Raw genomic sequence first — 25,685 nt, 5'->3', positions numbered from 1 at the left:
AGAGAAGCAATGTTCAAGAACACCACCCGTAGAAGCATGGTGCTGAGCGCGGCGGCAGCCGGGGCCAGTCTGGCTCTGCCCGCATCGGCTCTGGCGCAAGCCAGCAGCGCGGCCAAGACTCCGCTGGTCGGGCCACTGGCGCCGAACCCGGCCGAGTTCAAAAAGCTCATGGAGCAATTCACCGGCGGCAAGGCCACTCAGGCCGATGGTCTGCAGCTCGATGTGCCCGTGCTGGCCGACAACCCCAGCGCCGTTCCCGTCAAGGTCAAAGTGACGCTGCCCATCACCGAGCAGGACTGGTGCGAGGAGATCATCGTGCTGGCCGAGCTCAACCCCTCGCCGCTGGCATGCCGCATGCAGTTCACCGCAGCGGCCGGAACGGCCGAAGCGGCGGCCCGCATACGCCTGTCCCAGTCGCAGACCGTGCATGCCCTGGCACGCATGAAAAGCGGAAAGATCCTGGTCGCCAAACAGGCAACGACCGTAGCAGCCAGCGGCTGCGGTATGTGAATCTGGGAATCCCCCTGAGTCGCTTCGCGCCTTCCCCCACAGGGGCACAGCGCCAGCGCAGCAAGGCGGCCTTTGAGCGGCGCTTGCTGGACTCAAGCCCCTAGCTAATTCGGACATAGTGGCTTCCAGGTTCACCCTGGTTGCATGAACTAAAAGGAATTTCAATGAACAAGCCAGCTCGCGTCTGGGTCAGCAATGCCAACCCCAAGAAAGGCGAAGTGCTGCGCGTGCGCGCGCAGATGGAACATGTCATGGAAAGCGGTCTGCGCACCGACCCGGCCACAGGCAAGGTGCGTCCGCGCAATATCGTGAGCCGTTTCGAAGCCCGGCTGGGCAACGCCTTGCTGTTCAGCTGGGAGCCCGGCATCTCGATTGCCCAGAATCCCTATATCGAGTTCACCTTCGTGGCCCGGGAAAGCGGCGAACTGCAGATGCAGTGGAAGGATGAGCAGGGCCAGACACTGAGTGCACAGAAGACAATCAGCGTCGCCTGACTTCGAAAGCCCCAACAAAAAGCCCCGCCGAAACGGGGCTTTTTGTTGGGGCCAAGCACTTCAATTACCTTGGTAGCGGCCGGGGCGATGGCTGATCCACAGAAACATGCTCATGATCACCGCCGCCAGCACCGAATACGCCACCCGCTCCAGCGGCACGATGGCCAGCGCCAGCAGTACCACGCTGCAATCGATCATCATTTGCACCTTGCCGGCGCGAATGCCGTAGCGGTCCTGCAGATAGAGCGAGACGATGGTGGCTCCTCCCAGACTGGAGCGATGCCGTGCCAGGAACAGGCAACCCGATCCCATGAGCAAACCGCCCGCCACGGCCGCATAGAGCGGATTCAGGTAGTCGATATGAATGAAGCGCGGGCCCACATCGGCCATCAGCGCCAGCATGGCAACCGAGACAAAGGTCTTGATCGTGAACTCCGCGCCCATGCGCTTCCAGGCGAACCAATAGAACGGCAGATTGATGACAAAGAAGATGGCGCCGAAAGGCAGTCCCGTCACATAGTGCAGCAAAAAGGCAATGCCCGCCGTGCTGCCCGTGAGCAAGCCCGCCTGGGCAAACAGCATCATGGTGATGGAGACAAACAGCGAGCCCGTGAACAAGGCCTGTGCGTCCTCGAAGCGGCCATGGCGCAGGCCCGAAGTGGCCGGTGCCGCAGCAGCGGGGGCATCCATGCGGCCGACCAGAGCAGGACCGGCGGAAGAAGATAGCGGTGTGGACATGTCGGGTAGGACAGCAATATGGGTGCCCGAAGTCTCGATAAAGACCAAGGGCGAGCCGGCGTGGGTAACACCGGGAAACCCCTTAATTTTACGGATGGACTCATGCTATATGTGCATTATTTGCTGCAACGCAACAAACTGTAGAGGGGCATTTCGGTACCGATCGCTGCTGAAATTTCAGTATTTTCGGCCCTAATCCTATGCTGGTAGAGCGCTTGAAGCTATCGATAAGGAAGCATGGCATACACAGCCTTCGCGCAGCAACCCGGCACTCGGGCGACTCTGGACCGGATGCAAAAAAGCCCTGACTGCACCATCGCAGGCAGGGCTTTGCGCAGATCCGGCCGCTTTGCGGGCGATCAGCCGCGCGGCTCGTCGGGCAGGCGTTCGCGGTTGAGCGTGCGCAGCACTCGGCCATCGGGACCAAAGGTCACCGTGAACTGCATCTCGCGCGCGGGCGGATCAATGTAGTTCCAGTCCCAGTCGGTTTCCTGCTTGAGCTTGTAAGTCATCATCTTGGCGGGCTTGCCCAGCATGCGGCGCACCTGGTTCTGGTCCATGCCGGGCACGACCTTGGCAAACACATGCGGGGCCAGCACCTGGCGCAACGCACTCATCTTGCCGTCAGCGCCTATGGTGATCATGTAGTTCTTGGCACCGGCCGGCTGGCGGTTGTACTCAAAGGTGCGCGATCCGTCTTCCTCGTTCCAGATGCGCTCGGGCTCGCCAAACTTCGCGCGCACATCGGCCTCGGTGGACAGGCCCTCCTCCAGCTCCTTGATCTTCTGCTCGTCGCAGCCCAGCAGCGCCAGGGTGCTGATCGCAGCCGCCGCCAGGGCTGCCGTCATACGCGAAAAAATATTCATGGGCTTGAATCACAATGCTTGCCAGACAGAATACGAATTCTGACAGCAAGCCACCCGCGCACGCGCGCCACTTTTGCAAACGCTTGTCAAAACGGAGCCATCCCTCGTGAACACAACCCTTGAGCAACTGTTTTCCCAATTCACCAACGACGCGCAGGCGGCCCGGGATCAGCAGGACAAATGGCTGATCATCGATCCCGTCTACGAACACCTGGAGACACTGCAGGAAGCTGCACTGGAGCAGGTTCTGCCGCATATCCTGACGCTGATCGAAGCCTATCCCGAGCTCGACTACGGCGGCCCCGGCCCGTTCGGCAGCCTGATCGAGGAACACCCCATGGCCTCCTACACCCCGGCCTTGCTGGCGTCGCTGGAGCGTCAACCCAGCGTGCAGGTGATAGGCTGGCTGGACCGCACCATGCGCGTGGATGAAGACTTTCAGCGCGGCGACCCTAACCCGGTCGGAGCCCCCGAATTTGCCGCCGCGCTGCGCAAGATCGTCGATTCGCCTCTGGCCTCGGACGACTGCAAGGAGTTCGCGCAGATCTGTCTCAAGGATCTGAAATAGCCCGGTGTGGGCCTAGCGTCCGCGACGGGCTAAAATCCGCTGTTCTGAGAGGTTTTACACATATGTCTTTCTTCCGTCGCCCCGACTACCGTTCCGACACCACCAACTTCATCAACGACCTGAAGCAGCAAAAGCCCGAGCTGGACAAGCAACAGCAAGCCGGTCGCGCCCTGCTGTGGGACAAGGACGTGAACTATGAAGTCTGGGAAGATCTGCGCGCCGGCCGCGTGGAACAACAGCCCTACGTGTACCAGACCAACCACTCCTGATCTTTTCGATGAAATCAGCCTCAAGCGCTTACTCATCAAGCGCGCTCAGCTCTGCAATCCATAGCAGACCATGAGCGAGGCTGAAGAACAGACCCTGTTGCCGGGCCAGAACCCGGACGCCCCTGACCCGTCGCCTTCGGTCGTCGATCAGGTGGCTCTTGCACGCCTGTACGGCGAGCCGCTGTTTGCGCTGCCCCAGGATCTCTATATCCCGCCCGATGCGCTGGAAGTCTTTCTCGAAGCCTTTGAAGGCCCGCTGGACTTGCTGCTCTATCTGATCCGCAAGCAGAACTTCAACATCCTCGACATCCCCATGCTGGACGTGACGCGCCAGTACATGACCTATGTGGACGAGGTGCGCAGCCGCAATCTGGAGCTGGCAGCCGAGTATCTGCTGATGGCGGCCATGCTCATCGAGATCAAGTCGCGCATGCTGCTGCCGCCCAAGAAGCAGGAGGACGGCGAGGAAGCCGAGGATCCGCGCGCCGAGCTCGTGCGCCGCCTGCTCGAATACGAGCAGATGAAGCTGGCCGCGCAGCAGCTGGGGCAGTTGCCCACCTACGGACGCGACTTTCTCAAGGCTACGGTCTATATCGAGCAAAGCCTGCAACCGCGCTTTCCGGATGTGGAAATCGGCGAGCTGCAAGCGGCCTGGCGCGACATCCTCAAGCGTGCCAAGCTGGTGCAAAGCCACAAGATCACGCGCGAAGAGCTGTCGGTGCGCGAATACATGAGCCAGATCCTCAAGCAGCTGCAGGGCCAGCGTTTCGTGGAGTTCGAGCGCATCTTCAATCCGGAAAAAGGCTCGACCGTGCTGGTCGTGACCTTTATCGCCATGCTGGAGCTGGCCAAGGAAACGCTGATCGAAATCACCCAGGCCGAAGCCTACGCACCGATTTATGTGCGCCTGGCCTATACACCGGTTTGAGGCCTGCGACCGCCTGCAAGGCAAGCGCCTTGTAACCCTATGGCCCACCAGAAGTTCAGCAAGGGCTTACATTCGCATCCCGGGCTGTAGCACGCCAGCCTTCTGTTCCACCGCGCCTTGACGCGACACATACGACATGACATACAGCGTCAAAGAAATTTTCTACACCTTGCAGGGTGAAGGCGGCCAGGCCGGCACGCCCGCCGTGTTCTGCCGCTTTGCGGGCTGCAATCTGTGGACCGGCCGCGAGCAGGATAGGCCCAATGCCGTCTGCCAGTTCTGCGACACCGATTTTGTCGGCACCGACGGCACGCTGGGCGGCAAGTTCGCCACGGCCGATGCGCTGGCCGAGCGCATTCTGAGCCAGTGGCCTGCCGACGACAGCCTGCACCGCATGGTGGTGCTGACGGGCGGTGAGCCTTTGCTGCAGGTCGATGCTGCCCTGATCGCCGCCCTGCATGCGCGCGGTTTTCGTATTTCGGTGGAAAGCAACGGCACGGTGGCCGCACCCGAGGGCATAGACTGGCTGTGCATCAGCCCCAAGGCTGGTGCTGACTGGATTCAGCGCAGCGGCCAGGAGCTCAAATTGGTCTGGCCTCAGCCCACATTCGACCTGGCGGCCATTGAAGCCAGCACCGATTTCCAGCACTATTTTCTGCAGCCCATGGACAACGCCCAGCAGAGCGGCAATATTGCCGCTTGTATCGAGCAATGCATGCAACGCCCCGGCTGGCGCCTGAGCCTGCAAACCCACAAGCTCACTGGAATTAGATGACCCCCCTGAGTCGCTTTGCGCCTTCCCCCCAGGGGGACGACGGCCTTTGCTACGGGGCGGCCCTTGCTGGCCGTCCGCCATGGGGTCCGTTCCCAGCTCAAAGGCCGAAGGCAATGCTCAGCGTCACCGATCACTGATATGCAGTTCACCGTTCACCAGCGTTTTTTCTTCGATGCCGCCCATACCCTGGAGCGCGCTATCGAGACCGAGAGCAGCCGCCGTATTCACGGCCATACTTACTGGGCGGAAGTCAGCGTAAGCGGCCCGCGTAATCCGGACAACGGCATGGTCATCGACCTCGGCCACCTGCGCGCGCGCCTGGAGCTGCTGCGCGATCAGCTAGACCATCACTTTCTCGATGAAGTGCCCGGCCTGGGCAAGCCCACGCTGGAAAACCTCTGTCTCTTCATCGCCAGCGCCCTGGCCGACCTTCAGCCTGCGCCCAGCCGCATCCGCGTCTGGCGCGACAGCATCGGCGATGGCTGCGTGCTTGACCTGTCCTGAGGACAGGCGCGCAGGTACAACAAAAAAAGGCCCCGCTATTGCGGGGCCAGCTTGCTGAGAGTCAGACGGCTTTCCCACCAGGAGGCCTAACTCGGCAAGATCATCAGGCAGCAGAGTGCGGCAGACGCCGCAGTTCTTGACTGCCTATGCTCTTAGAAATTGTGGCGCAGGCCGATTTCGTAACCCGTCAGGCTCTTGCCCACAGCGGGTGTAGGGCTCAGCGACGAACCCAGCTTGCGGGAAGCCTTGTCGTCGTTGCTCATGCGTGCCACGGCCGCATAGATTTCGGTGCGCTTGGACAGCTTGTAGCCATAGCCCAGAGCCAGACGCTGGGAGTCCGCATCGCTTTGCTTCTTGTCCTTGTACCAGGTGTAGGCAGCACGCAGTTCGCCGGCGCCCAGAGGCATCTTCACGCCCAGGCTGTACAGATCGACACGCTTGCCGTTGCCGCGGTCGGACGCGATCAGCAGCATGGGAGTGACAACGCCGAAGTTGTAGGAAGCACCCAGATTCATGGTCTTGTAGTCCACGCCGACGGCAGCTGTGCCGCCACGTGCGATGCCGTAGGCTGCGGCAACGTTCAAGGGACCGTTGGCATAGCCCAGACGCAGGCCGGTGGAGCTGGCCAGGCTGTGGTCGCCGGCCTGCTCGCCAAAGCTGTGGGTCACCTGACCGTAGAAGCCGCCCAGCTTGGGCAGCAGATAGCTGATGGCGTTGGAGTTGCGCTTGGGGTTGGAGCCTTCGGAAGTGCCTGCAGCCGAACCGCTGATCAGGTTATGGCCGTTGATGGCGCCCATGCCGGTGTCACCGAAGGCATGGAAGGTTTCCAGGTTCTGGTAGGCGGGGGTCTTGTCACGACCCAGGCGCACTTCACCGAAGTTGCCCAGCAGGCTGACGGTGGAGCGGCGATCGAACTTGAAGCCGGAAGCCGTGCCGTCGTCCACGCTCAGGCTGCCTTCCAGCCAGAAATCGGCCTTCAGGCCGCCGCCCAGATCTTCCACGCCGCGGAAGCCCAGACGGCTGCTGGAGTTGCCACCGTTGGCCAGACCGGACACGCTTTTGCCGGTCGTGGAGATGTGGGCCACCGACACGTCGGCCACGCCAAAGACGGTAACGCTGGATTGAGCCAGGGCACCGGCGGAGACGGTCAGGGCTGCAAGGGCGAGAAGAGTTCGTTTCATGCTGTTCACTGTGTTTGTAGAAATGAGAAAGCCCATGCAGTACGGCTACGGCCTGCCTTGGACGGGCCCCGTCTGGGACTGAAGTCATTAAACAAAGTGAAAATGAAACATTAGTTACAACCCTTAAATTCGCAACAAAACAACAATCACAACGACAATCGTCACATCGTCCTACATCAGTGACTGGCAGAACTTTCAACACCGGTAATGCGAAGGCGCCGCATTTCCCTGTCAATGCCCTCAATGAACTACATGGGTTTTGCCGATCGCATTTAGACTTGCGTGATTTTTCGCAAGCACAGGCCTGCCCCATTTCAGCAACGCGCAAAGCGCCCCAGAGAGACAAACATGTTCCGCACCCTGCTCAAATCCAAGATCCACCGTGTCAAGACCACGCAATGCGAGCTGCACTACGAAGGCTCCTGCGCCATCGACGAGGATCTGCTGGATGCCGCCAACATTGCTGAGAACGAACAAGTCCATATCTGGAATATCGACAATGGCGAGCGCTTTGTGACCTACGCCATCAAGGGCGAGCGCGGCACGGGCATGATTTCCGTCAACGGTTCGGCCGCTCGCCGGGCCAGCGTGGGCGACCTGCTCATCATTGCCGCCTTCGCCCAGGTTCATGAAAGCGATGTGGCCGAGCACCAGCCGCAGCTGGTCTTTGTGGACGACAGCAACAAACAGGTCGAGCTGCGCCACAAAGTGCCCACCCAGATGCTGTAAAAACGGCTTTTGCCTCCCAAATCGAGCGAGAGAACTCCATGCCTCATCTGCATATTGAATACACCGACAACCTGACCGGCCTGAACGAACGCGAACTGATGCGCGACATCAACGCCGTGGTCTGCTCCCACCCCACCGTTCTCGATGAAGCCGATGTCAAGGCCCGCATTGCCCGCCTGAACATGGACCATGTCTATATCGGCACCCAGCCCGAGAACCGAGGCTTCGTACATGTGCACCTGCAGCTGATGGCCGGTCGCAGCACCGAAGCCAAGAAGCAGATGTCGGACGGCATTGCCGAAGTCCTGCGCCGTCTGGTGCCCCAGCCTGCTGATGTGCTGGTGCAGCTGAGCGTGGACGTGTCCGATATGGACAAGGCCACCTACTTCAAGGGCCGCCTGTAAACCCTCGGCCACACAAGCCAGAGCGCCCGCAGCCATGCTTGCGGGCGTTTTTGTTTTGGGGGCCTTGGCTTGAGATAAAAATCGCCTCAACCACTTACCCTAAAAGAGCAAGCAGCTCCTGAATCATGAGCAAACCCGAGCCTCGCCCCCGCTGCCCCCGCTGTCACCGGGCGCTGCGCACCTGCGTCTGCACGCTGGCCAGGCCGGTCGCACATCAGGTCGAAGTGCTGATCCTCATGCATCCCATGGAAGTGCACGAAGCCAAGGGCACCGGGCATCTGCTGCATCTGTGCCTGCCCCGCAGCCGGGTCATGGTGGGCGAGGAATTCGATGCCGCCGAACTGGAAGCGGCTCTGCATGGAAGATGGGCCAGCAGGGCCAATACCGCCAATACCGCCGATACCGCCGATACCGATAGTGCGCCCCGCCACAACCTTCTGCTCTACCCCGATACAGCAAGCCAGGATGCCACCCTGGGACTGGCTGCAGCCAGTCCCCTGCCTTTGCCCTGGCCGCAGCCGCCAGAGCGTCTGCGGCTGGTGATCATCGACGGCACCTGGCGCAAAAGCCGCAAGATGCTCTATCTCAATCCTGCACTGCAGGCCCTGCCGCGCCTGCCCCTGCTCGGCGTGGAGGACTCCGGCTACGCCATCCGCAAGGCCCATCTGCCCGGGCAGCTCTCCAGCTTCGAGGCGGCGACCCTGGCCCTGGCGCAACTGCAGAAGCGGCCCGAGGACGCGGCGGCCCATGCCGCGCTGCAGGAAGTCTTCAGTCAGTTTGTGGCGCAGCAGCTGCAGCTGCGCCAATGCAATCAGGCGCCCCAAAGGAGCGCCTGAGATTCAGCGGTCAACCCGTTTTCCGGCTCAGCGGTTATTAGCCACCTGCTCGGGCACATCGGCGGACTTGGCGGGATCGGTCACCACCAGAGCAGGCCCGCTACGCTCACTCTTGCCGCGCTTGTGCTCTGCCGTGCCATCATCGGCGCTCAGGCTGTCGCGGGTATTTTTCTGCACGGCAATCGCACCGAACAGGGCCAGCGCAAACGCCATGGCATAGAAACCTTTTTCACTGAGCTGCAACGTGGCATTGAAGAGACCTGTGCCCAGCAGCAGCACCGCAATGATCAGCGCCACCCAGCTGATGCCGAAGTAAATGCCGGTCACAGCAACGCCTTCCAGCTTGTCACGCACGGTTTTCTGCAGCGAGATGGCCGAGTACAGACCCAGCACCAGCACGGCAAAGTAAAAGCCTTTCTCGTTGAGCTGCATGGCTGCATTCCACAGCCCGGCCATGAAAGCGACGACGCCCAGCAGCAAGGCGGCCCAGGATGCGCCGACAAAAGCGGCGGAAGGCTTGTGGCTGGTGATGGCTTGGGGGTTCATGAGCGAGTCTCGGAAGTTGTGGTGAACGGATAGTAGAAAATCCGCTCGCCCAAGCCAAGCCCTTCTTCACAAGGTATCGTTAAATGATACTCAAAGAGCTGTTTTGCTCGTCAGTCACTGAATTACCTGAACCGGCCAGGCCGCGCCCCTCGGTGGCAACTGCTTCAACCGGTGCACGGGCATCGGTCCACAGTGTCCCAAGCAAAGGCTTGCGTGGGCGCAGCAACCGGGCGCGCAGGCGCTAATCCTCGTCCTCGACTTCATCTCCATCCATGGCGGCATTGAGCTCTTCCTGGACATGGGGCGGCATGCCGTCTTCCCAGCCATGCTCGTCGACATAGGCATAGATATCGGGTTGCTCGCCGGGCACGGCCAGCAGCATGATGGCTGGAATCTGCCATTTGGCCTCATCGCCCTTGACGGCTTCGCTGGTCCAGTCATAGCCCGGGTGCTTTTCATTGCCCGTGGGCGACGCCAGATCATTGGCCGGGTCCCAGCCGATGGTGGCGGGAGCCAGATTGTCCTGCTCGAAGCGCTGGCTCAGCGCCTGTATGCGGGCCCAGCCCGGGCGGTTGATGCCGGGCACCTTGTCCTGCGAGGCATAGTGCTGGAAGTAGCCCGGCTGCTGGTACCAATACAGCGCCTTGGCAACGGCGGGCTCCAGCTTGGGATGCTTGCTGATCCAGTCAGGCAAGGCACTGCCGTTGTCGTAGTTCATGGTGGTGACCACGGCCAGCCATTGCAGTGGTGTCGCAGTGGCCAGGAATTCCTTCATCAGGTCCAGGTACAGGGCATCAAAGTCGTCGTCATCCATGGCTGAGACTCCTCCAGGTTGCTTACGTCAGCACAATAACAAACCGCCCCTAGGCGATCAAACGAGCATCCAGCCAGCCGCGCAGGCTATTGATGAAGGCCCAGCCGTCGGCATGACGCGCCTGTTCCAGCGTCACCACCTGCTCTGTCAGCCGTCCCTGCGACAGGGCCAGCGCCCGCCCCACGCCCGGGAGCAAGCCGCACTGCAGCGGCGGCGTGACCCAGCGCCCATCGAGCTGCACGGCAATATTGCCGCGCGTGCTTTCGGTGATCTGGCCGTCCTCGTTGAAAAGTACGATATCGAAAATGCCGGCGCTCTGGGGTCTGAAAGCGTCGTAATGCTGACGTACCGAGGTTTTGAAACGCACCACATCGCTGTACGCCACCGCATTGGCGATGGGCCGATGCGCCAGCTGCAGCGCGACGGGCTGAGCAGTCGGCGGCAGAGGCTCGGCCGTGATCTGCATCTCGCCCGTGGCCGAAAGCGCCAGCCGCACGCGCCAGTCGCCCATGGAATGCGTCTGACTGGCCATGCGCTCCATATCGGACTCCAGCTGCATCTGCATCAGCGGATAGCGAAAATGCTGCGCCGTGATCTGCAAACGGGCCCAGTGCAAAGCCCAGTTCTGCCAGCGGCCATCCTTGAGTGCCAGGGTTTCGAGAATTTCAAGATTCGTATTCATGCGCCGACGCCTTGTTCAAGCACCTTCAGAAAAGCCTGCTTGTGTTGCCATTCCATCCATTCATCGGCCGCATTGGCGCTGGCCGTGATGCCGCTGCCTATGCCGCAGCTCAGACGCCCATTCTTGAGCACCACAGTGCGAATGGGAACATTGAAGCTGGCGTGAATACGCCCCGGCCCGGCCCCCGGCCGGACCACGCCCAGCGCGCCGCAGTAGACGCCTCGGGGCTCGGGCTCCAGCTCGCGAATCAGGCGCATGGCCTGACGCTTGGGCGCCCCGGTGATCGAGCCGCAGGGAAACAGCGCTGCGAACACATCCACCAGCCGCACATCCGGACGCGTGCGTGCCACCACATCCGAGGTCATCTGCCAGACGGCCGGCAGCGCCTGGACCTGAAACAGCTGCGGCACTTTCACGCTGTGCGGCACGGCAATACGCGACAGATCGTTGCGCAGCAAATCCACAATCATCACGTTCTCGGCCCGCTCCTTGACCGACTCGCGCATGGTTTGCGCGGCCCGTGCATCGGCTTGCGGGGTCTTGCCACGCGCCGCGGTGCCCTTCATGGGGCGGGTCAGAATCCGCTCCCCGTCCCAGTCGAAAAACAGCTCGGGTGACAGCGACAGCACCTGCATGTCGCCGCAATCGACCAGGGCCGCATAGCCGCCGGGCTGGGCCTGCTGCAGCCTTGCGAACAGCGCCTGGGCCAGTGCGCTGGCATCGCCATGCTGCAGCTCCCCAAGCTCGGCAGTCAGGGGGGCCGTGTAATTGATCTGATAGCAGTCGCCCGCCGCAATCGCCGCATGGATGCGTGCCACATGGGCATCGAACTGTTCGCGGCTGAGCGCCGTCTGCCAATGCACCGCTGCGGTCTGTTGCGGCCGGGGCGGCACATCCATCGCCAGCGGCGCGCGATGCAGGCCGAACCATGCCAGCGGCTGACCCGATGGAGAGGCATGTACAGCATCTCCATAGGCACGGTCAAAAGCTGCGGCCGCCTCGTAGGCCAGCCAACCCACGCACCACAGGCCTTGCTCGGCAGCCTGCTGCACGGCCTCCAGCACGGCAGGCACGTCCTCGGGGCGATGCGCTTGCAAGACTTGTTCGGGCTCGCCAAAGCCATGATGCAGACGGGCTGCTCCAGCCTGCCAGGGAGCGGTGAAATCAAGAACGGTTTTCAAGTCAGATCACCTGCAAGCGCACTGTCGACATGCGCGGAATGCTATCAAACTTGCTATATCCATCCGCTTGGCATTGCCGGCATAAAAAAACGCGCTGAAGGAATCCCTCAGCGCGCATCCACCAATGGGCCACCTCTATCGGATGGCTAAGAGAGAACTCTTTTACTTGCCGCCCAGCTGCGACTGGTACTTGGCCACGGCAGCCGTGTAGGCAGGGCTGGCCAGCAGGCGCTGGTATTCGGCATAGGCCTTGCGGTACTCGCTGCTGAATTCAGTCTCGACGTAAGCCGCTGGCGTGGGTATATAGCCCAGGCCGGCGCGCTGGTACATCTCGAGGTCGGCCATCACTTCGGCACGGCTTTTGCTGGAGGTTACGGGAGTTTGGGGGAGGTCTTGAGCCATGGCCGCAGCGGCGCTGGCAGTCAGCACGGCGGCGGTCAACAAACGGGTAAGGGCGCGCATTTTCAATCCTTTCAACGGCGCAGCAGCGGAAAGAAGACCTGTCTCGCTGCTGTATGGCTGAACTATGCGCCCGGTCCCGCAGGCCGTCTGTGCGTTTTCTCACGCAAAAATTCATTCCACATTGCGGAAAATCAATGTGCTTCCTCGAGCAGAAGCCGCAGACCATCTACACGGCAAAGGCGCAGATTGCGTCCCTCGCGCCTGAGCAGGCCCAGGCGCGTGAGCCGCGACATCTCGCGTGCGACCTCTTCGCGGCTGGTGCCCAGCATCAGCGCCAGATCGTTCTGGCGCGGAGCCGGCGACAGCAGTGCCTCGTCGTTCTCGACGCCCGCCATCTCGGCACGCTCCAGCAACTGGGCATGCAGACGGCCGCGCACCGTGAGGGTTCCCAGACTGACCACGCGCCGCGCCAGCACCCCTGCCAGCTCGCTGAGCCGCTGGACCACGGCCCGCATAACCAGAACATCGCTCATGATCAGTGCTTCAAGCTCGGCATTCGATAGCGATGCAACCAGGCTCTCATGCGTGGCCTGCACCTGCACGGAGACATGGCGAACCGGGGGCTGCGGCGCGAACGCACCAAAAAAGAAACCGGGTTCCAGATAGCCCAGAATCATGGCCCGCCCGCTGGCGCTGTAGCTGCCGACACTGAGCTGGCCGTTGATCAGCATGTACATGCGTTGATCGGTGTAGGCGCCGTGCAGCACCTGCCCCGCCTCCAGCCGGTGCCACAGGCATTTCCCCGCCAGCACCGACAGCCTCTCATCGGACAGCGACTCCAGCCAGCCCACGCTGCGCAGTCCCTGCCAGGCCACGGCTGACACAGGCGCTGAAACCGACGGCTGCAGGGACTCGAGCATGGACATGAACAACCTTGTGCAAAAAGAAATGAAAGGCCGGAAAACGCAGGGCCATGCAAAGCTGAGCCCACAGCATAGTAAGGCGGACGACAGCAGCCATACCCTGTTTTAACGTGGCGCTGCAGCGCAGCATCGCATAGACTCGCGGGCAAATTTGCCTGCAGGCTTTTCTGCGGGGTCCCGCCATAGACAAGACCAGGAGACATCCCATGACCGCTACCGGTACGCCTTACGGCACCATCCCCCCCTCTTCACCCCAGCCCCAGCGCCGCCCCGTCAGCCTGCCACGACTGACCCAGATGCGCGCTGCCGGTGAAAAAATCACCATGCTGACCGCCTACGACGCCACGTTTGCCGCCGTGGCCGATGCGGCCGGTGTGGAGTGCATTCTGGTCGGCGACTCGCTGGGCATGGTCTGCCAGGGACTACACAGCACCGTGGGGGTGACACTTGAGGATATGGCCTATCACACGGCCAGCGTCACGCGCGGCCTGCACCGTGCCCAGGCTACGGCCTGGGTGATTGCCGACATGCCCTATGGCAGCTATGCCGAAAGTCCCGAGCAGGCCATGCGCAGCGCCTGCCAGCTGATGCAGGCCGGCGCCCATATGGTCAAGCTCGAAGGCGGCGGCTGGACGGCTCCCACCGTGCGCTTTCTCGTCGACCGCGGCGTGCCCGTCTGTGCCCACCTGGGTCTGACGCCGCAGACCGTGCATGCACTGGGCGGCTACCGCGTCCAGGGCAAGGACGAGCAGGCAGCAGCCACGCTGCGCCAGCATGCGCTGGAGCTTCAGGACGCAGGGGCCTCCATGCTGGTGCTGGAGATGGTGCCCGCAGCCCTCTCCGCCCAGCTGACCGAGGAGCTGCCGCTGTGCCACACCATCGGCATTGGCGCGGGCAATGGCACGGCCGGCCAGGTTCTGGTGCTGCATGACATGCTGGGCGTGAATCTGGGCAAGATGGCCAAGTTCGTGCATAACTTCATGGCCGATGCCGGCAGCGTCAAGGGCGCCATGGAAGCCTATGTGCAAGCGGTCAAGAATGGCAGCTTCCCTGACAATGCGCTGCACGCTTGGTGAACCCGGGCCTTTGTTTTCGTTTTCCCCCACTGTTCGAGTCATGCAAATCGTTCACACCATCGCCGACCTGCGCGCCGCTCTGGCCGGTCGCGGTCGCCCTGCTTTCGTACCCACCATGGGCAATCTGCACGAAGGCCATCTCAGCCTCGTGCGCCAGGCCCGCCAGCACGGCGATGTGACCGTGGCCAGCATCTTCGTGAACCGCCTGCAGTTCCTGCCTCACGAAGACTTCGACAGCTACCCACGCACCTTCGATGCCGACTGCGCCAAGCTGGAAGCCGAAGGCTGCGACATCGTCTTCGCCCCCAGGGAGAAAGACCTCTACCCCGAGCCGCAGACCTTCAAGGTCCAGCCCGATGCGCAGCTGGCCGACATCCTGGAAGGCCACTTCCGCCCCGGTTTCTTCACTGGCGTCTGCACCGTGGTCATGAAGCTGTTCCAGGCCGTGTTTGCCACCACGGGTGGCGGCACGGCCGTTTTCGGACAGAAGGACTATCAGCAGCTGATGGTGATCCGCCGCATGGTGCAGCAGTTCGCCCTGCCCATCGAGATCATCGGCTGCGCCACGGCACGCGCCGACAGCGGCCTGGCCCTGAGCTCGCGCAACGGCTACCTCAGCGATGAACAGCGCGTGCAGGCCATGGCGCTGTCGCAGGCGCTCAAGGCCCTGGCCGATGCCGCGCGCCAGGGCAGCAATCTTGCCGATCTCGAAGCGCAGGCCATGGCCGCGCTGCGCGCCAAGGGCTGGGAGCCCGACTATCTGAGCGTGCGCCAGCGCAACGATCTGCAGACACCTGTCGATGCGCGCAGCGGTGATCTGGTGGCCCTGGGGGCGGCACGCCTGGGCAGCACCCGGCTCATAGACAACCTGGAGTTCTAGGATTCCGTCTCCCTCTTAGGCGCTGGGCGGCAAGGGCATGCCGGCCCTTGCCCGGCGCCTCTGACTCAAGCTGCGCGGTGCCCAGCATCAAGAACAATGCAGAGGCAAGGAGCGCCATCAGCATTGGTAGGAGTCCACCGACGACTGACTGGGCAGAGCCTGCAGCACGAGCCCCTGCCCCTTGAGCCGGCAAAACAGGCCGTCGCCCATTTCCAGCTCCAGCACAAAACCCGCATCGCTGGCAAAAGGCAGGGGCAGGCGACGCAGGCGCTGCCCGGCGACATGCAGCTGCGCTTGCCGGACACGGCCCACAGCGGCCAGGATTGGAGTCAAATCCGCCTCTGGCGCTTTGTCAGTCTGCGCAATGTGCTTGCATATCAATAGCAACGGCTGCCACAAGCCCTCCCCGGCCTCGGCTCGGTCACCGTCAAGCACACGGGCAGCGGAAAAGCGGATCTGCAACGCGCCGTTGTGCAGGCCGATTGCCGCGATCTCGGAATCTTCAAACTCGAAATTCATGCGTCCAAGCATAGCGCTATGGCACCTTGGCAACAGCGGCCAGGGCCGCTGCCGCGCATACTGTCGGCCACCCCATACATCGGCATGAAAGAGGACGCCAATGAGCGAGAAACTGTATCTGGATGACCTGTACGTAGGCCAGAAGTTCGTCAGCGAGGGCTACCCGCTGGATGAGGCGCAAATCATTGCCTATGCCAGGCAATTCGACCCCCAGGTCTTTCACCTCGACCCCGAAGCCGCCAAGCACACCTTCTTCCAGGGCCTGGCCGCCAGCGGCTGGCACACGGCCTCCATCAGCATGCTGCTAGTGACGCAGAGCATTCCCCTGGCCGACGGCGTGATCGGCGGCGGTATGGAAGAGCTGGCCTGGCCCCAGCCCACGCGCCCCGGCGACGTGCTGCAGGTGGAGTCCGAAATCGTGGAGATCATTCCCTCCCAGTCCAAACCCAACCGGGCCCTGGTGCGCGTGCTCTCCCACACCAAAAACCAGCGCGGCGAGGTGCTGCAGCGATTCAGGCCCAAGATGGTGTGCTTCAAGCGCCCGGCCTGACCCTCAGGCAGCAAAAGTGCTGGGCACTGCTTAATATCGCGCACCAGCGCTGCCTGCTCTGCACAGGCAGCGTCTCACTTGCTGCTGCGATATGAATCCCCATTTTTCCCTGAGCCGATGGCGCGCCGAATGGGCGCCCAGCGTGCCGCGTGAGCTGCTGGCTGGCGCCGTCGCCACGTTTGCGCTGATTCCCGAGGTCATTGCCTTTTCCTTTGTCGCGGGCGTGGACCCGGCCGTGGGGCTGTATGCCTCCTTCATCATCAGCATCGTGATTGCCGTGTTCGGAGCACGCCCGGCCATGGTCTCGGCAGCGGCCGGCTCGGTGGCCCTGGTGGCGGCTCCGCTGGTCGCATCGCATGGTCTGCAGTATCTGCTGGCCGCGGGCCTGCTGGCCGGCGCCATGCAGATCGCTTTCGGCCTGTGCAAGATGGGCAGCCTGGTGCGCTTTGTCTCCAGCTCGGTGCGCACGGGCTTTGTCAATGCGCTGGCCATTCTGATCTTTTCAGCCCAGCTGCCGCATCTGCAGGGCGCCAACACCGCCACCTGGGCCATGCTGGCCCTGGGCCTGGCCCTGATCTACGGTCTGCCCTGGCTGGGACAGAGGCTGCAGCTCAAGGCGCTGACCGCCATTCCGTCGCCACTGATCTGCGTGCTGGTGCTGACCCTGCTGGGCAGCTTCATGGGTCTGCCGCTCAAGGCCGTGGCCGATCTGGGCCATCTGCCGGACAGCCTGCCGCTGTTCGCCCTGCCCGAAATCCCTGCGAGTCTGGAGACGCTGCGCATCATCGCCCTGCCGGCCCTGGCGATTGCCATGGTGGGCCTGCTGGAGTCCGTGCTAACGGCAGCCGTGGTGGACGACCTGACCGGCACACCCAGCAACAAAAGCCGCGAGTGCACGGGCCTGGGCCTGGCCAATGTCTCGGCCAGCCTGTTCGGCGGCATCGCGGGCTGCGGAATGATAGGCCAGGCCGTGGGCAATGTGAAATACGGCGGCCGCGGTCGTCTGTCCACCCTGTTTGCCGGGGTGTTTCTGCTGATTCTGATGGTCGCCCTCAAGCCCTGGGTGTCCCGGGTGCCGGTGATCGCCCTGGTCGCCATCATGGTCATGGTGTCGGTCTCGACCTTCGACTGGAAGTCCCTGGGCAATCTGGTGCGCCACCCACGCCTGTCCAGCTCGGTGATGCTGGTGACGGTGGTCATCACCATCGCCACCCACAATCTGGCCGCCGGCGTGGTGGCCGGCGTGCTGCTCTCGGGCGTGTTCTTCACCTTCAAGGTGGCCAATATGCTGCAGGTCCGGGGCAGCCTGAACGAGGCTGGCGATCTCTATACCTGGACGGTGAGCGGTCAGGTGTTTTTTGCCTCAGCCGATGCCCTGATTGAGGCCTTCGACGTGCGTGCTGCAGCCGGAAAGCAGGCCCACATCGATGTCAGCGGTGCACATTTCTGGGACATCACCGCCGTGGGCGCGCTTGACAAGGTGATGGAGCGTCTGCGCCAGCATGGCTGCCGCGTGGAGCTCAAGGGGCTGGATGACGCCAGTCAGCGGCTGATAGAGCGCATCCGGGTCTAGCTTGCCTATTTCAGGCTGGTCTGTGACAGGCGCTTGGCATTGGCCACGGCCTTGCGGCGAATCGGTGCCAGGCTTCTGGCCGCCACCCTGTCGGCGGCCACGGGCAGCTTCTGGCCCATGGTCCAGGGGTTGCGCATCCAGGCCAGACACAGTTGCTGCTGCACCTTGAACATCTCGGCCCCCATGGTCAGCCAGGCCTGGCTGAAGGCCACCTGCTTTTCCACCACCATGCGGGTGAACTCCTTCTGATCGCGCGCAGAAAGCACCGGGCCGCTGAGCGCCATGCGCGTGAGCCGGTGGTTGATGACCTGAGGTGCAGCCATGCTGATGTCCAGCAGTTCGCTGGCAGTGCGATGGGGAATGGCGGATTCAGGCATGTGTAACTCCTTGCGTGCAGGTGTTTATTGTGCACTGCAACATAGAAGTTTGTGCAAGCTCACTTTCGAAAGCCCTATCGGCAACTTCAGGGCCTGCTGTCCAGCAGGCTGAGCGCCTCCTGCTCAAGCGCAGCGATCAGCCAGGACAGGCCCGCATCCGAGGGCCGGTGCTGCGGCAGCAGCATATGCACCTGAAACGCTATCGAGAACGCCAGCGGCCGCACCACCAACTGCGGGCCCGCGCAGGCCCGCGCCGTCAGCGGGTTGACGATGGCAAGACCCAGGCCCTGCTGCACCATTGCGCAGACGGCGACGGCACTGGCGGTCTCCAGGCTCAACCGGCGCTGCACGCCGGCGCGGGCAAACACCGCATCGATCTGGACCCGGTAGGGGTCGTCCCGTGCCAGGCTGATGAAGGACTGGCCTTCAAAGTCCCGCTCGCTCAGCAGCGCCTTCTGCGCCAGCGGATGGCCGGCAGGCAGCACGGCCACTTCATCCATGGCCGGCAAGGGCTGGCTGCGCGTGCCCGGTGGCGCGTCGGCCAGCTCGGACAAGCCCAGATCGAAGCGCTGTGCCGCCATCCACTCCTGCAGCAGCGGTGCCTCCTGGGTGCTCACGCTCACGGCCACCGCACCGTGACTGGCATGCAGACGCGCCAGCGCGCCCGGCAGCAAGGCATGACTGAGGGCCGGCAGACACAGCACGCTGATGCTCGCGCCTTGCGGGCGCCCCAGCTCCACGGCGCGGTCGATCACGCGCTCCAGGCCCTGCCAGCTGCGCCGCACCTCGTCCCAGAGCAACAAGGCACGTGCATTGGCACGCAGCCGGCCCTGCACACGCTCGAACAGTGCATAGCCCAACAATTGCTCCATGCGCGCCAGTTCGCGGCTCACCGTGGGCTGCGAGGTATAGAGCAGCTGCGCCGCACCCGTGACGCTGCCGGCCGTCATGACGGCACGGAACACCTCGATATGACGGTGGGTGATGCGCTGCGAAGCTTCTGAATCGGTCATGTGCAGAGCATATCAATATTGAATAATCTTCATAAATCAAGCTATTGGACTGAATAGATAGCCGCATGCATGATGCGCGGAACTATTCCCTTTCAAGAGACCGCCATGGCAAACCCCTTCTCTCCCGCACAGCTCTGGAACCTGGCCGACCAGTACGGCACGCCGCTGTGGGTATATGACGCCACCACCATCCGCGAGCGCATTGCCCAGCTCAAGGCTTTCGACACCGTGCGCTTTGCCCAGAAGGCCTGCTCCAACATCCATATCCTCAAGCTCATGCGCGAGCAGGGCGTGAAGGTGGATGCGGTCTCGCGCGGCGAAGTCCTGCGCGCGCTGGCGGCCGGCTTCACGCCGGGCTTCGGCGAGCCGGCAGACATCGTCTTCACGGCCGACGTGATGGACGAGGCCACCCTGGCCACTGTGGTCGAGCACCAGGTGCCCGTGAACGCGGGCTCCATCGACATGCTGCACCAGCTGGCCGCCGTCTCCAGGGGCCACCATGTCTGGCTGCGCATCAACCCCGGCTTCGGCCACGGCCACAGCAACAAGACCAACACCGGCGGCGAGCACAGCAAGCACGGCATCTGGCACAGCGAACTGGAAGCCGCACTGGACGCCATCAAGGCCGGCGGCCTGGTGCTGGCCGGCCTGCACATGCATATTGGCTCGGGCGTGGACTACGGCCATCTGCAGGAAGTCTGCGGCGCCATGGTCAAGCTGGTCGAGCGCACCAAGGCCGCAGGCGTGGACCTGCATGCGATTTCGGCCGGCGGCGGCCTGTCCATTCCCTATCGTGCTGGCGATGCCACCATCGACACCAACCACTACCACGGCCTGTGGGATGCCGCGCGCAAGCAGGCAGAAGGCATCGTGGGCCACAGCCTGGGCCTGGAACTGGAACCCGGCCGCTTCCTGGTGGCCGAATCCGGCGTGCTGCTGGGCACCGTGCGCGCCACCAAGAATGCGGGCAGCAACCACTTCGTGCTGGTCGACACCGGCTTCAACGAACTGATGCGCCCCAGCATGTACGGCAGCTACCACGGCATGGAAGTGCTGCGCCGCGACGGCCAGAGCCTGCCCGCGCAGAACAGCGTGGTGGCCGGCCCGCTGTGCGAATCGGGCGACGTCTTCACCCAGGGCGACGGCGGCGTGGTGCTGCCCCGCTCGCTGGCCGGCGCCAGCGTGGGCGACCTGCTGGTGATTCACGACACGGGCGCCTATGGCAGCTCCATGTCCAGCAACTACAACACCCGCCCGCTGGCCGCCGAAGTGCTGCTCGATGGCGCACAGAGCCAGCTGATTCGCCGTCGCCAGACGGTGGAAGAACTGCTGGCCCTGGAACTGGGCCTGTAATTAAGCTCCCCTGAGGCGCTTTGCCTGGGCGGCCCCGCGCCTTCCCCTGGCCGGGCGCCCCTCTCTCTACGCGCTGCGCGCTAAGGGGAGGGGACGACAGCATCGCTGGGGCAGCCCTCGCTGCGGGGCGGCGCGGCCGGCTAGGCCCTTGCTTGCTGTCTCTCTCTCTTGCGTCACGCCCCATGATTGAGTTCACGCCATGAATTCAATAGCAGCTAACGCTTATGTATCAGGGGCTTCAGGCCAAAATCACCTGAAATCTTTTCTCTCGGCACCGCCCAGTGCCCGGTAAGTTCTTCCATGTCACAGCACTCCGCCCCTTCAGTCCACCGCCATACGCTGACGGGCATCGGCTTCACGGTGCTGGCCTGCGCCTGTTTTTCGATACTCGATACGGGCTCCAAATATGCGGGCGCCCTGCTTCCGCTGCTGATGGCGCTATGGCTTCGCTATGCGCTGCAGTCGGTGCTGACCGTGGGCTTTGGCGTGGCAAGACACGGGCTGGAGATTTTTCGCACCCGGCGCCCGGGCTTTCAGTTCCTGCGCGCCATTCTGTTTTGCCTGAGCAATGCGCTGGCCATGCTCAGCCTGCGTTATCTGCCGCTGGCGGAGTTCACGGCCATCGTGGCGCTGACGCCGCTGGCCCTGACCCTGCTGGCCGCGCTCTGGCTGGGTCAGCAGGTCAGCCCCTTGCGCTGGGTACTCGTGGCGCTGGGCTTTGCGGGCACGCTGGTCATCCTGCGACCGGGCGGCAGCCAGTTCAGCGGCTGGGCGCTGGTATGGCCTGCGCTGCAGCTGCTGGCCAACACGGCCTATCAGATCCTGAGCAGCCGCATGGCGGGCAAGGAGCGCCCGCTGACCACGCAGATCTACACCAGCCTGCTGGCCCTGAGCTTGACCTGCATGACCCTACCCTGGGCCTGGCAGTTGCCGGACAGCGCCGCACTCTGGCTGGCCGCGATTGCCATGGGCGCAGGCAGCGCCGTGGGACATCTGATGCTGCTCAAGGCCTATGAAAAAGCCGAGCCCGCCACCATCACGCCGTTTCTCTACAGCCAGATTCCCTGCGCGCTGCTGGCAGGCTGGCTGGTCTATGGCCATATCCCCGACCAATGGGCCGTGCTGGGCATGGTCGTCATTGCGCTGTGCGGGGCAGCGAGTGCCTGGCTCAGCATCAGAGAGGCGAAGTAGCGGGCCTGAATCCAACGACCAGCGTCATAGAAAACAATAGCTGCCATCGCCTGCATCCATTGACTTTCAGATAGAAAAATATCTGAGTTCTATGAATATCGGGCGCTGAAAGCTATCGTTTTATGAGCTTACTCGCCACGCGGATCGCGCACCATTAGATGCTGCACGGCTTCGGTGACCGGTAGCTGGCCGTCCAGCAAGGCCACCACGGTTTCGGTGATGGGCATTTCCACGCCGACCTGGCGTGCCCGGGCGAGCACGGTGCGGGCGCTGTACACCCCCTCTGCCACATGGCCCAGCGATGTCACGGCCTGCTCCAGGCTCTTGCCTTCGGCCAGCAACAGGCCCACCTTGCGGTTGCGCGAGAGATCGCCGGTGGCGGTCAGCACCAGATCGCCGAGGCCGGACAGGCCCATGAAGGTCTCGGCACGCGCGCCCAGCGCCACGCCCAGACGCGTCATCTCGGCCAGGCCGCGCGTGACCAGGGCCGCGCGCGCGTTCAGCCCCAGTTGCAGGCCGTCGCAAAGACCCGTGGCAATGGCCAGCACATTCTTGACGGCTCCGCCGACCTCCACACCCACGATGTCCTGATTGGCATAGACGCGCATGGCCTCGCCGTGAAAGGCCGACACCAGCAGCTCGCTCACACCCTCGTGGGCGCTGGCTGCCACCAGAGCCGTAGGCTGCTGGCGCGCCACCTCGGCCGCGAAGCTGGGGCCGCTGAGCGCACCGCTTTGCAGCTGCGGCGCCACCTGCTGGCAGACTTCATGCGCCATCAGCCCGTAGCTGCCGGCAGGGGCATCGGCGGCCACGGCCTCGAAACCCTTGCACAGCCAGACCACGGGCCGGCGGCAATCCTTGAGCTGGCCCAGCCACTGGCGCAGTGCCGCCATGGGCGTGCCCAGCACGATCAGATCGGCATCCGCCACATGGGCCATCACATCGCCGCTGACCACCGTGAGCGCATCCGGAAAGCGGATGCCGGGCAGGTAGCGGCTGTTGGCACGCTCGGTCTGCATGAACTGCGCCTGCGCCGGATCCCGCGCCCAGAGGCTGACGCGATCCTGGTCCTTATGGGTGGCCGCGCTGATGGCCATGGCCGTACCCCAGGCGCCAGCGCCGATGACAAGAATTTTCATACCTGAATTTTGATAGCAGTTTGCGCACAACCCACAAGAAAAAGAGGCCTCTAGGGCCTCTTTTTTGCCTGGCTGCCGATTCTTGCACATCGCAGGAACCGGAAGCTGCCGTCAGCTTACTGGGGCAGTTGGCCTTCGGTCTGAGCGGCGGCAGCGGCTTGCTGCTGCTCGTACATGGCCTGGAAGTTGATTTCGGCCAGGTGCACGGGAGGGAAACCGGCGCGGGTCACCACGTCGGCCACGTTGCCGCGCAGGTAGGGGTAGATGATCTGGGGGCAGGCAATGCCGATCACGCCGCCCATCTGGTCTTCGGGCACGTTGCGGATTTCGAAGATGCCGGCCTGCTTGGCTTCGACCAGGAACACGGTCTTGTCCTGAATCTTGGTCTGAACCGTGGCGGTCACGGCCACTTCGTAGACGCCTTCAGCCACGGGGGTGGCTTCCACGCCCAGCTGGATGTCCACGCTGGGCTGCTCCTGCTCCAGCAGGATGGCGGGAGAGTTGGGCTGCTCCAGGGACAGGTCCTTCAGATACACGCGCTGGATCTGGAACACGGGGCTGTTGTCTTGTTCGGCCATGATGAGCTAGGTCTTTCAGAAAAATCTTGAGAGGGAAATGAAAATGCCTGCACGGAGAATCAGCACGCAGCTATCCTCACAGCAGGCATTTCCCAGAAAATAGCATTTGGCATTATGCAGTGGCCGCTCATGGCTGCATCCTGGCAGCCGGCACAAAGTGCAAATTCATGTCCTGGGACAACATGGGCGGCGCAGATACGTCAGCCTTGCAGCAGAGGCAGCAGACCGCCCTTGGCATCGAGTGCCATCAGATCGTCGCAGCCGCCCACATGGGTGTCGCCGATGAAGATCTGGGGCACGGTGCGGCGGCCGGTGGTCTGCATCATGTGCTCGCGGGCGGCGGTATCGAAGTCGATGCGCACCTCCTCGATTTGCTCCACGCCCTTGGATTGGAGAATCTGCTTGGCACGAATGCAGTAAGGGCAGACGGCGGTGGTGTACATCTTCACGGCTTGCATGGGCAACTTCCTTGGTGTTTTTGCACTGCAGCATGCAACGCTGCAGTCGTCAGGGTTCACAGTTGTGGCCGGATCAGGCTTTTTCAACCGGCAGGCCGGCATCGCGCCAGGCCTTCATGCCGCCAGCCAGCGCCTGGGCCTTTTCGTAACCCAGCTTCTTGGCTACGGCTTCGGCACGCGCGGCGCGGGCGCCCGTTGCACAGACCAGCACCACGGGCAACTGCTTGTTCTTGACGGTGGTGGGCAGCTTTTCTTCCAACTGGCTCAGCGGCAGGTTCTTCGCGCCGTTGACATGGCCGGCCGCAAACTCTTCGGGCTCGCAAACGTCCAGCACCACGGCTTTTTCGCGGTTAATCAGATGCACCGCAGCCGCTGCCGACAGCGAACCACCGGTCGCGCCGCGCAGTGCGGGCAGGAGCAGCATCACACCCGAAGCCACGGCAATCAGGATCAAATACCAGTTATCAATGATGAATTTCACGTCATTCCTTGGGATGGCAAACCGGACGATTTTAGAGGCAGGCTTGACAGCGGGCTGCGGCAGCAGGCCACAGACCTGCTGCCCGCAAGCCCATAGCCATTGCCGATGCGCCACGCATCGCAAGTGGGTGCTCCGCACAATCCCCGAAGAGCCCCACAGGAATAGCCTGCCGCCGGCAGCTCGCCCCAGCCGGCTTTCCTTGCCTCAAGCCCGGACAAAGCCCAGCCCCTAAAATGCACGCTTTTGACTTTGTGTCATTACTGCTTTGCTACTTTGAGAGAATCCATGTACAAGCTCGTTCTGATCCGCCACGGTGAATCCACCTGGAATCTTGAAAACCGCTTCACCGGCTGGACCGATGTGGATCTGACTGCCACCGGCGTCGAACAGGCCAAGAAGGCCGGCCAACTGCTCAAGGCAGAAGGCTATGACTTCGATGTGGCCTATACCAGCGTGCTCAAGCGCGCCATCCGTACCCTGTGGCATGTGCAGGATGAAATGGACCGCACCTGGCTGCCCGTGGTGCATAGCTGGCGCCTCAACGAACGCCACTATGGCGGCCTGCAAGGCCTGAACAAGGCCGATATGGCCAAGCAGTACGGCGACAAGCAAGTACTGGTCTGGCGCCGCAGCTACGATGTGCCGCCTCCTGCCCTGGAAGCCACCGACCCGCGCAGCGAGCGCAGCGATGTGCGCTACACCAAGCTGCAGCCCGAGCAGATCCCGCTGACCGAGTGCCTCAAGGACACGGTCGAGCGCGTCGTGCCGTTCTGGAACGAGTCCATCGCCCCCGCCATCAAGGCCGGCAAGCGCGTGGTGGTTGCTGCTCACGGCAACTCCATCCGCGCCCTGATCAAGTATCTGGACAATATCGCCGACGACAAGATCGTGGGCGTGAACGTGCCCAATGGCATTCCTCTGGTCTATGAGCTCGACGCCGATCTCAAGCCCATCCGCCACTACTACCTGGGCGATGCCGAAGCCGCCGCCAAGGCAGCAGCGGCAGTCGCGGCCCAGGGCAAGGCCTGAGACCTGTCACCACCCCGGTTCGTATCGCTGATGCAGTCTGAACCGGGCTGACACTGCAAAAGGCCTATGGAACCTCGTGGGCCTTCTGCCGTCGAAGGTGTATATTGCGAATGGTTTA

Annotated in this window: 33 protein-coding genes; 17 read left to right on the top strand and 16 right to left on the bottom strand. The window is 62.8% G+C overall.

Annotation, left to right across the window (positions count from 1 at the left end; translation table 11 throughout):
• The first annotated feature begins 9 nt into the window (after positions 1 to 9).
• Both F3J24_RS09045 and soxZ read left to right on the top strand, forming a co-directional pair.
• A complete protein-coding gene (locus tag F3J24_RS09045; RefSeq protein ID WP_167004944.1) occupies positions 10 to 510 on the top strand; it encodes a thiosulfate oxidation carrier protein SoxY in 501 nt (166 codons plus the stop codon).
• Positions 511 to 674: 164 nt separating this feature from the next.
• Positions 675 to 1,004 (top strand): thiosulfate oxidation carrier complex protein SoxZ, encoded by a 330-nt coding sequence (gene soxZ, locus F3J24_RS09040; RefSeq protein ID WP_167004941.1) that lies wholly within the window; start codon positions 675 to 677, stop codon positions 1,002 to 1,004.
• 60 nt (positions 1,005 to 1,064) lie between these two features.
• On the opposite strand, the gene F3J24_RS09035 is transcribed toward soxZ, so the two are convergent.
• Positions 1,065 to 1,742 (bottom strand): YitT family protein, encoded by a 678-nt coding sequence (locus F3J24_RS09035; RefSeq protein ID WP_167004938.1) that lies wholly within the window; start codon positions 1,740 to 1,742, stop codon positions 1,065 to 1,067.
• A 359-nt stretch (positions 1,743 to 2,101) separates the two neighbouring features.
• Positions 2,102 to 2,608, bottom strand: a complete 507-nt coding sequence (locus F3J24_RS09030; RefSeq protein WP_167004935.1) for an outer membrane protein assembly factor BamE — start codon at positions 2,606 to 2,608, stop codon at positions 2,102 to 2,104.
• Positions 2,609 to 2,714: 106 nt separating this feature from the next.
• Here F3J24_RS09030 and F3J24_RS09025 point away from each other — a divergent pair, with 106 nt between their 5' ends.
• From F3J24_RS09025 to F3J24_RS09005, 5 genes are all read left to right on the top strand, one after another.
• Positions 2,715 to 3,176, top strand: coding sequence for a hypothetical protein (locus F3J24_RS09025; RefSeq protein WP_167004933.1), 462 nt, complete (start codon positions 2,715 to 2,717; stop codon positions 3,174 to 3,176).
• 62 nt (positions 3,177 to 3,238) lie between these two features.
• Positions 3,239 to 3,445: a DUF3460 family protein gene (locus F3J24_RS09020; protein ID WP_003051953.1), complete on the top strand. Its 207-nt coding sequence runs from the start codon at positions 3,239 to 3,241 to the stop codon at positions 3,443 to 3,445.
• A 70-nt stretch (positions 3,446 to 3,515) separates the two neighbouring features.
• A complete protein-coding gene (locus tag F3J24_RS09015) occupies positions 3,516 to 4,373 on the top strand; it encodes a ScpA family protein (RefSeq protein WP_003051948.1) in 858 nt (285 codons plus the stop codon).
• Positions 4,374 to 4,509: 136 nt separating this feature from the next.
• On the top strand, positions 4,510 to 5,148 hold the full coding sequence (gene queE, locus F3J24_RS09010; protein WP_167004930.1) for a 7-carboxy-7-deazaguanine synthase: 639 nt from the start codon (positions 4,510 to 4,512) through the stop codon (positions 5,146 to 5,148).
• 138 nt (positions 5,149 to 5,286) lie between these two features.
• Positions 5,287 to 5,652 (top strand): 6-carboxytetrahydropterin synthase, encoded by a 366-nt coding sequence (locus tag F3J24_RS09005; protein ID WP_167004926.1) that lies wholly within the window; start codon positions 5,287 to 5,289, stop codon positions 5,650 to 5,652.
• 152 nt (positions 5,653 to 5,804) lie between these two features.
• Here the strand turns inward: F3J24_RS09005 and F3J24_RS09000 are convergent, their stop codons facing one another.
• The gene (locus F3J24_RS09000; RefSeq protein ID WP_167004923.1) at positions 5,805 to 6,833 is read right to left on the bottom strand and encodes a porin; all 1,029 of its coding nucleotides are present in this window, start codon (positions 6,831 to 6,833) and stop codon (positions 5,805 to 5,807) included.
• Between the two features lie 348 nt (positions 6,834 to 7,181).
• Between F3J24_RS09000 and panD the strand changes: the two genes are divergently transcribed.
• The 3 genes from panD (at position 7,182) to F3J24_RS08985 (ending at position 8,802) form a co-directional block, all read left to right on the top strand.
• Complete coding sequence (gene panD / locus F3J24_RS08995) at positions 7,182 to 7,562, top strand: aspartate 1-decarboxylase (RefSeq protein WP_003051941.1); 381 nt, start codon at positions 7,182 to 7,184, stop codon at positions 7,560 to 7,562.
• Between the two features lie 38 nt (positions 7,563 to 7,600).
• On the top strand, positions 7,601 to 7,966 hold the full coding sequence (locus tag F3J24_RS08990) for a 5-carboxymethyl-2-hydroxymuconate Delta-isomerase (RefSeq protein ID WP_167004920.1): 366 nt from the start codon (positions 7,601 to 7,603) through the stop codon (positions 7,964 to 7,966).
• Between the two features lie 125 nt (positions 7,967 to 8,091).
• Positions 8,092 to 8,802 carry a tRNA-uridine aminocarboxypropyltransferase gene (locus tag F3J24_RS08985; protein WP_167004917.1) on the top strand — a complete coding sequence of 237 codons (711 nt, stop codon included), beginning with the start codon at positions 8,092 to 8,094 and terminating at the stop codon, positions 8,800 to 8,802.
• A gap of 27 nt (positions 8,803 to 8,829) precedes the next feature.
• Here the strand turns inward: F3J24_RS08985 and yiaA are convergent, their stop codons facing one another.
• From yiaA to F3J24_RS08955, 6 genes are all read right to left on the bottom strand, one after another.
• Positions 8,830 to 9,348: an inner membrane protein YiaA gene (gene yiaA, locus F3J24_RS08980; protein WP_167004914.1), complete on the bottom strand. Its 519-nt coding sequence runs from the start codon at positions 9,346 to 9,348 to the stop codon at positions 8,830 to 8,832.
• A 241-nt stretch (positions 9,349 to 9,589) separates the two neighbouring features.
• A complete protein-coding gene (locus F3J24_RS08975; protein ID WP_167004911.1) occupies positions 9,590 to 10,162 on the bottom strand; it encodes a DUF4274 domain-containing protein in 573 nt (190 codons plus the stop codon).
• A gap of 49 nt (positions 10,163 to 10,211) precedes the next feature.
• Complete coding sequence (locus F3J24_RS08970) at positions 10,212 to 10,844, bottom strand: aminotransferase class IV (protein WP_167004908.1); 633 nt, start codon at positions 10,842 to 10,844, stop codon at positions 10,212 to 10,214.
• Positions 10,841 to 12,025 (bottom strand): aminodeoxychorismate synthase component I, encoded by a 1,185-nt coding sequence (pabB, locus tag F3J24_RS08965; RefSeq protein WP_167004905.1) that lies wholly within the window; start codon positions 12,023 to 12,025, stop codon positions 10,841 to 10,843. Before pabB ends, F3J24_RS08970 begins: the two co-directional genes overlap by 4 nt.
• A gap of 162 nt (positions 12,026 to 12,187) precedes the next feature.
• Positions 12,188 to 12,487 carry a DUF4148 domain-containing protein gene (locus tag F3J24_RS08960; RefSeq protein ID WP_167004902.1) on the bottom strand — a complete coding sequence of 100 codons (300 nt, stop codon included), beginning with the start codon at positions 12,485 to 12,487 and terminating at the stop codon, positions 12,188 to 12,190.
• 131 nt (positions 12,488 to 12,618) lie between these two features.
• Positions 12,619 to 13,353 carry a Crp/Fnr family transcriptional regulator gene (locus F3J24_RS08955; protein ID WP_167004898.1) on the bottom strand — a complete coding sequence of 245 codons (735 nt, stop codon included), beginning with the start codon at positions 13,351 to 13,353 and terminating at the stop codon, positions 12,619 to 12,621.
• A gap of 203 nt (positions 13,354 to 13,556) precedes the next feature.
• Between F3J24_RS08955 and panB the strand changes: the two genes are divergently transcribed.
• Positions 13,557 to 14,426, top strand: coding sequence for a 3-methyl-2-oxobutanoate hydroxymethyltransferase (gene panB, locus F3J24_RS08950; protein ID WP_167004895.1), 870 nt, complete (start codon positions 13,557 to 13,559; stop codon positions 14,424 to 14,426).
• 40 nt (positions 14,427 to 14,466) lie between these two features.
• Positions 14,467 to 15,306, top strand: a complete 840-nt coding sequence (gene panC / locus F3J24_RS08945; RefSeq protein ID WP_167004892.1) for a pantoate--beta-alanine ligase — start codon at positions 14,467 to 14,469, stop codon at positions 15,304 to 15,306.
• A gap of 117 nt (positions 15,307 to 15,423) precedes the next feature.
• On the opposite strand, the gene F3J24_RS08940 is transcribed toward panC, so the two are convergent.
• Positions 15,424 to 15,825 (bottom strand): hypothetical protein, encoded by a 402-nt coding sequence (locus F3J24_RS08940; RefSeq protein ID WP_167004889.1) that lies wholly within the window; start codon positions 15,823 to 15,825, stop codon positions 15,424 to 15,426.
• A gap of 100 nt (positions 15,826 to 15,925) precedes the next feature.
• On the opposite strand from F3J24_RS08940, the gene F3J24_RS08935 reads away from it, so the two are divergent.
• Positions 15,926 to 16,375: a MaoC family dehydratase gene (locus F3J24_RS08935; RefSeq protein ID WP_012839648.1), complete on the top strand. Its 450-nt coding sequence runs from the start codon at positions 15,926 to 15,928 to the stop codon at positions 16,373 to 16,375.
• 91 nt (positions 16,376 to 16,466) lie between these two features.
• A complete protein-coding gene (locus F3J24_RS08930; protein WP_167004886.1) occupies positions 16,467 to 17,948 on the top strand; it encodes a SulP family inorganic anion transporter in 1,482 nt (493 codons plus the stop codon).
• Positions 17,949 to 17,953: 5 nt separating this feature from the next.
• Here the strand turns inward: F3J24_RS08930 and F3J24_RS08925 are convergent, their stop codons facing one another.
• Entirely contained in the window at positions 17,954 to 18,325 is a 372-nt protein-coding gene (locus F3J24_RS08925) for a polyhydroxyalkanoate granule-associated phasin (RefSeq protein WP_167004883.1), read from the bottom strand.
• Between the two features lie 86 nt (positions 18,326 to 18,411).
• Complete coding sequence (locus F3J24_RS08920; protein WP_167004880.1) at positions 18,412 to 19,338, bottom strand: LysR family transcriptional regulator; 927 nt, start codon at positions 19,336 to 19,338, stop codon at positions 18,412 to 18,414.
• A 105-nt stretch (positions 19,339 to 19,443) separates the two neighbouring features.
• Between F3J24_RS08920 and lysA the strand changes: the two genes are divergently transcribed.
• Both lysA and F3J24_RS08910 read left to right on the top strand, forming a co-directional pair.
• On the top strand, positions 19,444 to 20,691 hold the full coding sequence (gene lysA, locus F3J24_RS08915; protein ID WP_167004877.1) for a diaminopimelate decarboxylase: 1,248 nt from the start codon (positions 19,444 to 19,446) through the stop codon (positions 20,689 to 20,691).
• Positions 20,692 to 20,991: 300 nt separating this feature from the next.
• Positions 20,992 to 21,882: a DMT family transporter gene (locus F3J24_RS08910; RefSeq protein ID WP_167004874.1), complete on the top strand. Its 891-nt coding sequence runs from the start codon at positions 20,992 to 20,994 to the stop codon at positions 21,880 to 21,882.
• A 128-nt stretch (positions 21,883 to 22,010) separates the two neighbouring features.
• On the opposite strand, the gene F3J24_RS08905 is transcribed toward F3J24_RS08910, so the two are convergent.
• The 4 genes from F3J24_RS08905 to F3J24_RS08890 form a co-directional block, all read right to left on the bottom strand.
• Positions 22,011 to 23,021, bottom strand: coding sequence for an NAD(P)H-dependent glycerol-3-phosphate dehydrogenase (locus F3J24_RS08905; RefSeq protein ID WP_167004871.1), 1,011 nt, complete (start codon positions 23,019 to 23,021; stop codon positions 22,011 to 22,013).
• A 116-nt stretch (positions 23,022 to 23,137) separates the two neighbouring features.
• Entirely contained in the window at positions 23,138 to 23,599 is a 462-nt protein-coding gene (secB, locus tag F3J24_RS08900; protein ID WP_003051901.1) for a protein-export chaperone SecB, read from the bottom strand.
• A gap of 200 nt (positions 23,600 to 23,799) precedes the next feature.
• A complete protein-coding gene (gene grxC, locus F3J24_RS08895) occupies positions 23,800 to 24,057 on the bottom strand; it encodes a glutaredoxin 3 (protein ID WP_003051899.1) in 258 nt (85 codons plus the stop codon).
• Positions 24,058 to 24,130: 73 nt separating this feature from the next.
• Positions 24,131 to 24,538, bottom strand: a complete 408-nt coding sequence (locus tag F3J24_RS08890; RefSeq protein ID WP_167004868.1) for a rhodanese-like domain-containing protein — start codon at positions 24,536 to 24,538, stop codon at positions 24,131 to 24,133.
• Positions 24,539 to 24,823: 285 nt separating this feature from the next.
• On the opposite strand from F3J24_RS08890, the gene gpmA reads away from it, so the two are divergent.
• Positions 24,824 to 25,567 (top strand): 2,3-diphosphoglycerate-dependent phosphoglycerate mutase, encoded by a 744-nt coding sequence (gpmA, locus tag F3J24_RS08885; protein WP_167004865.1) that lies wholly within the window; start codon positions 24,824 to 24,826, stop codon positions 25,565 to 25,567.
• Positions 25,568 to 25,685: the final 118 nt, after the last annotated feature.

The organism is Comamonas sp. Tr-654 (assembly GCF_011752915.1).
GTDB lineage: Bacteria > Pseudomonadota > Gammaproteobacteria > Burkholderiales > Burkholderiaceae_C > Comamonas.
Note: the sequence above shows the minus strand (reverse complement) of the source record. Positions and strands in the feature narration are given on the sequence as shown.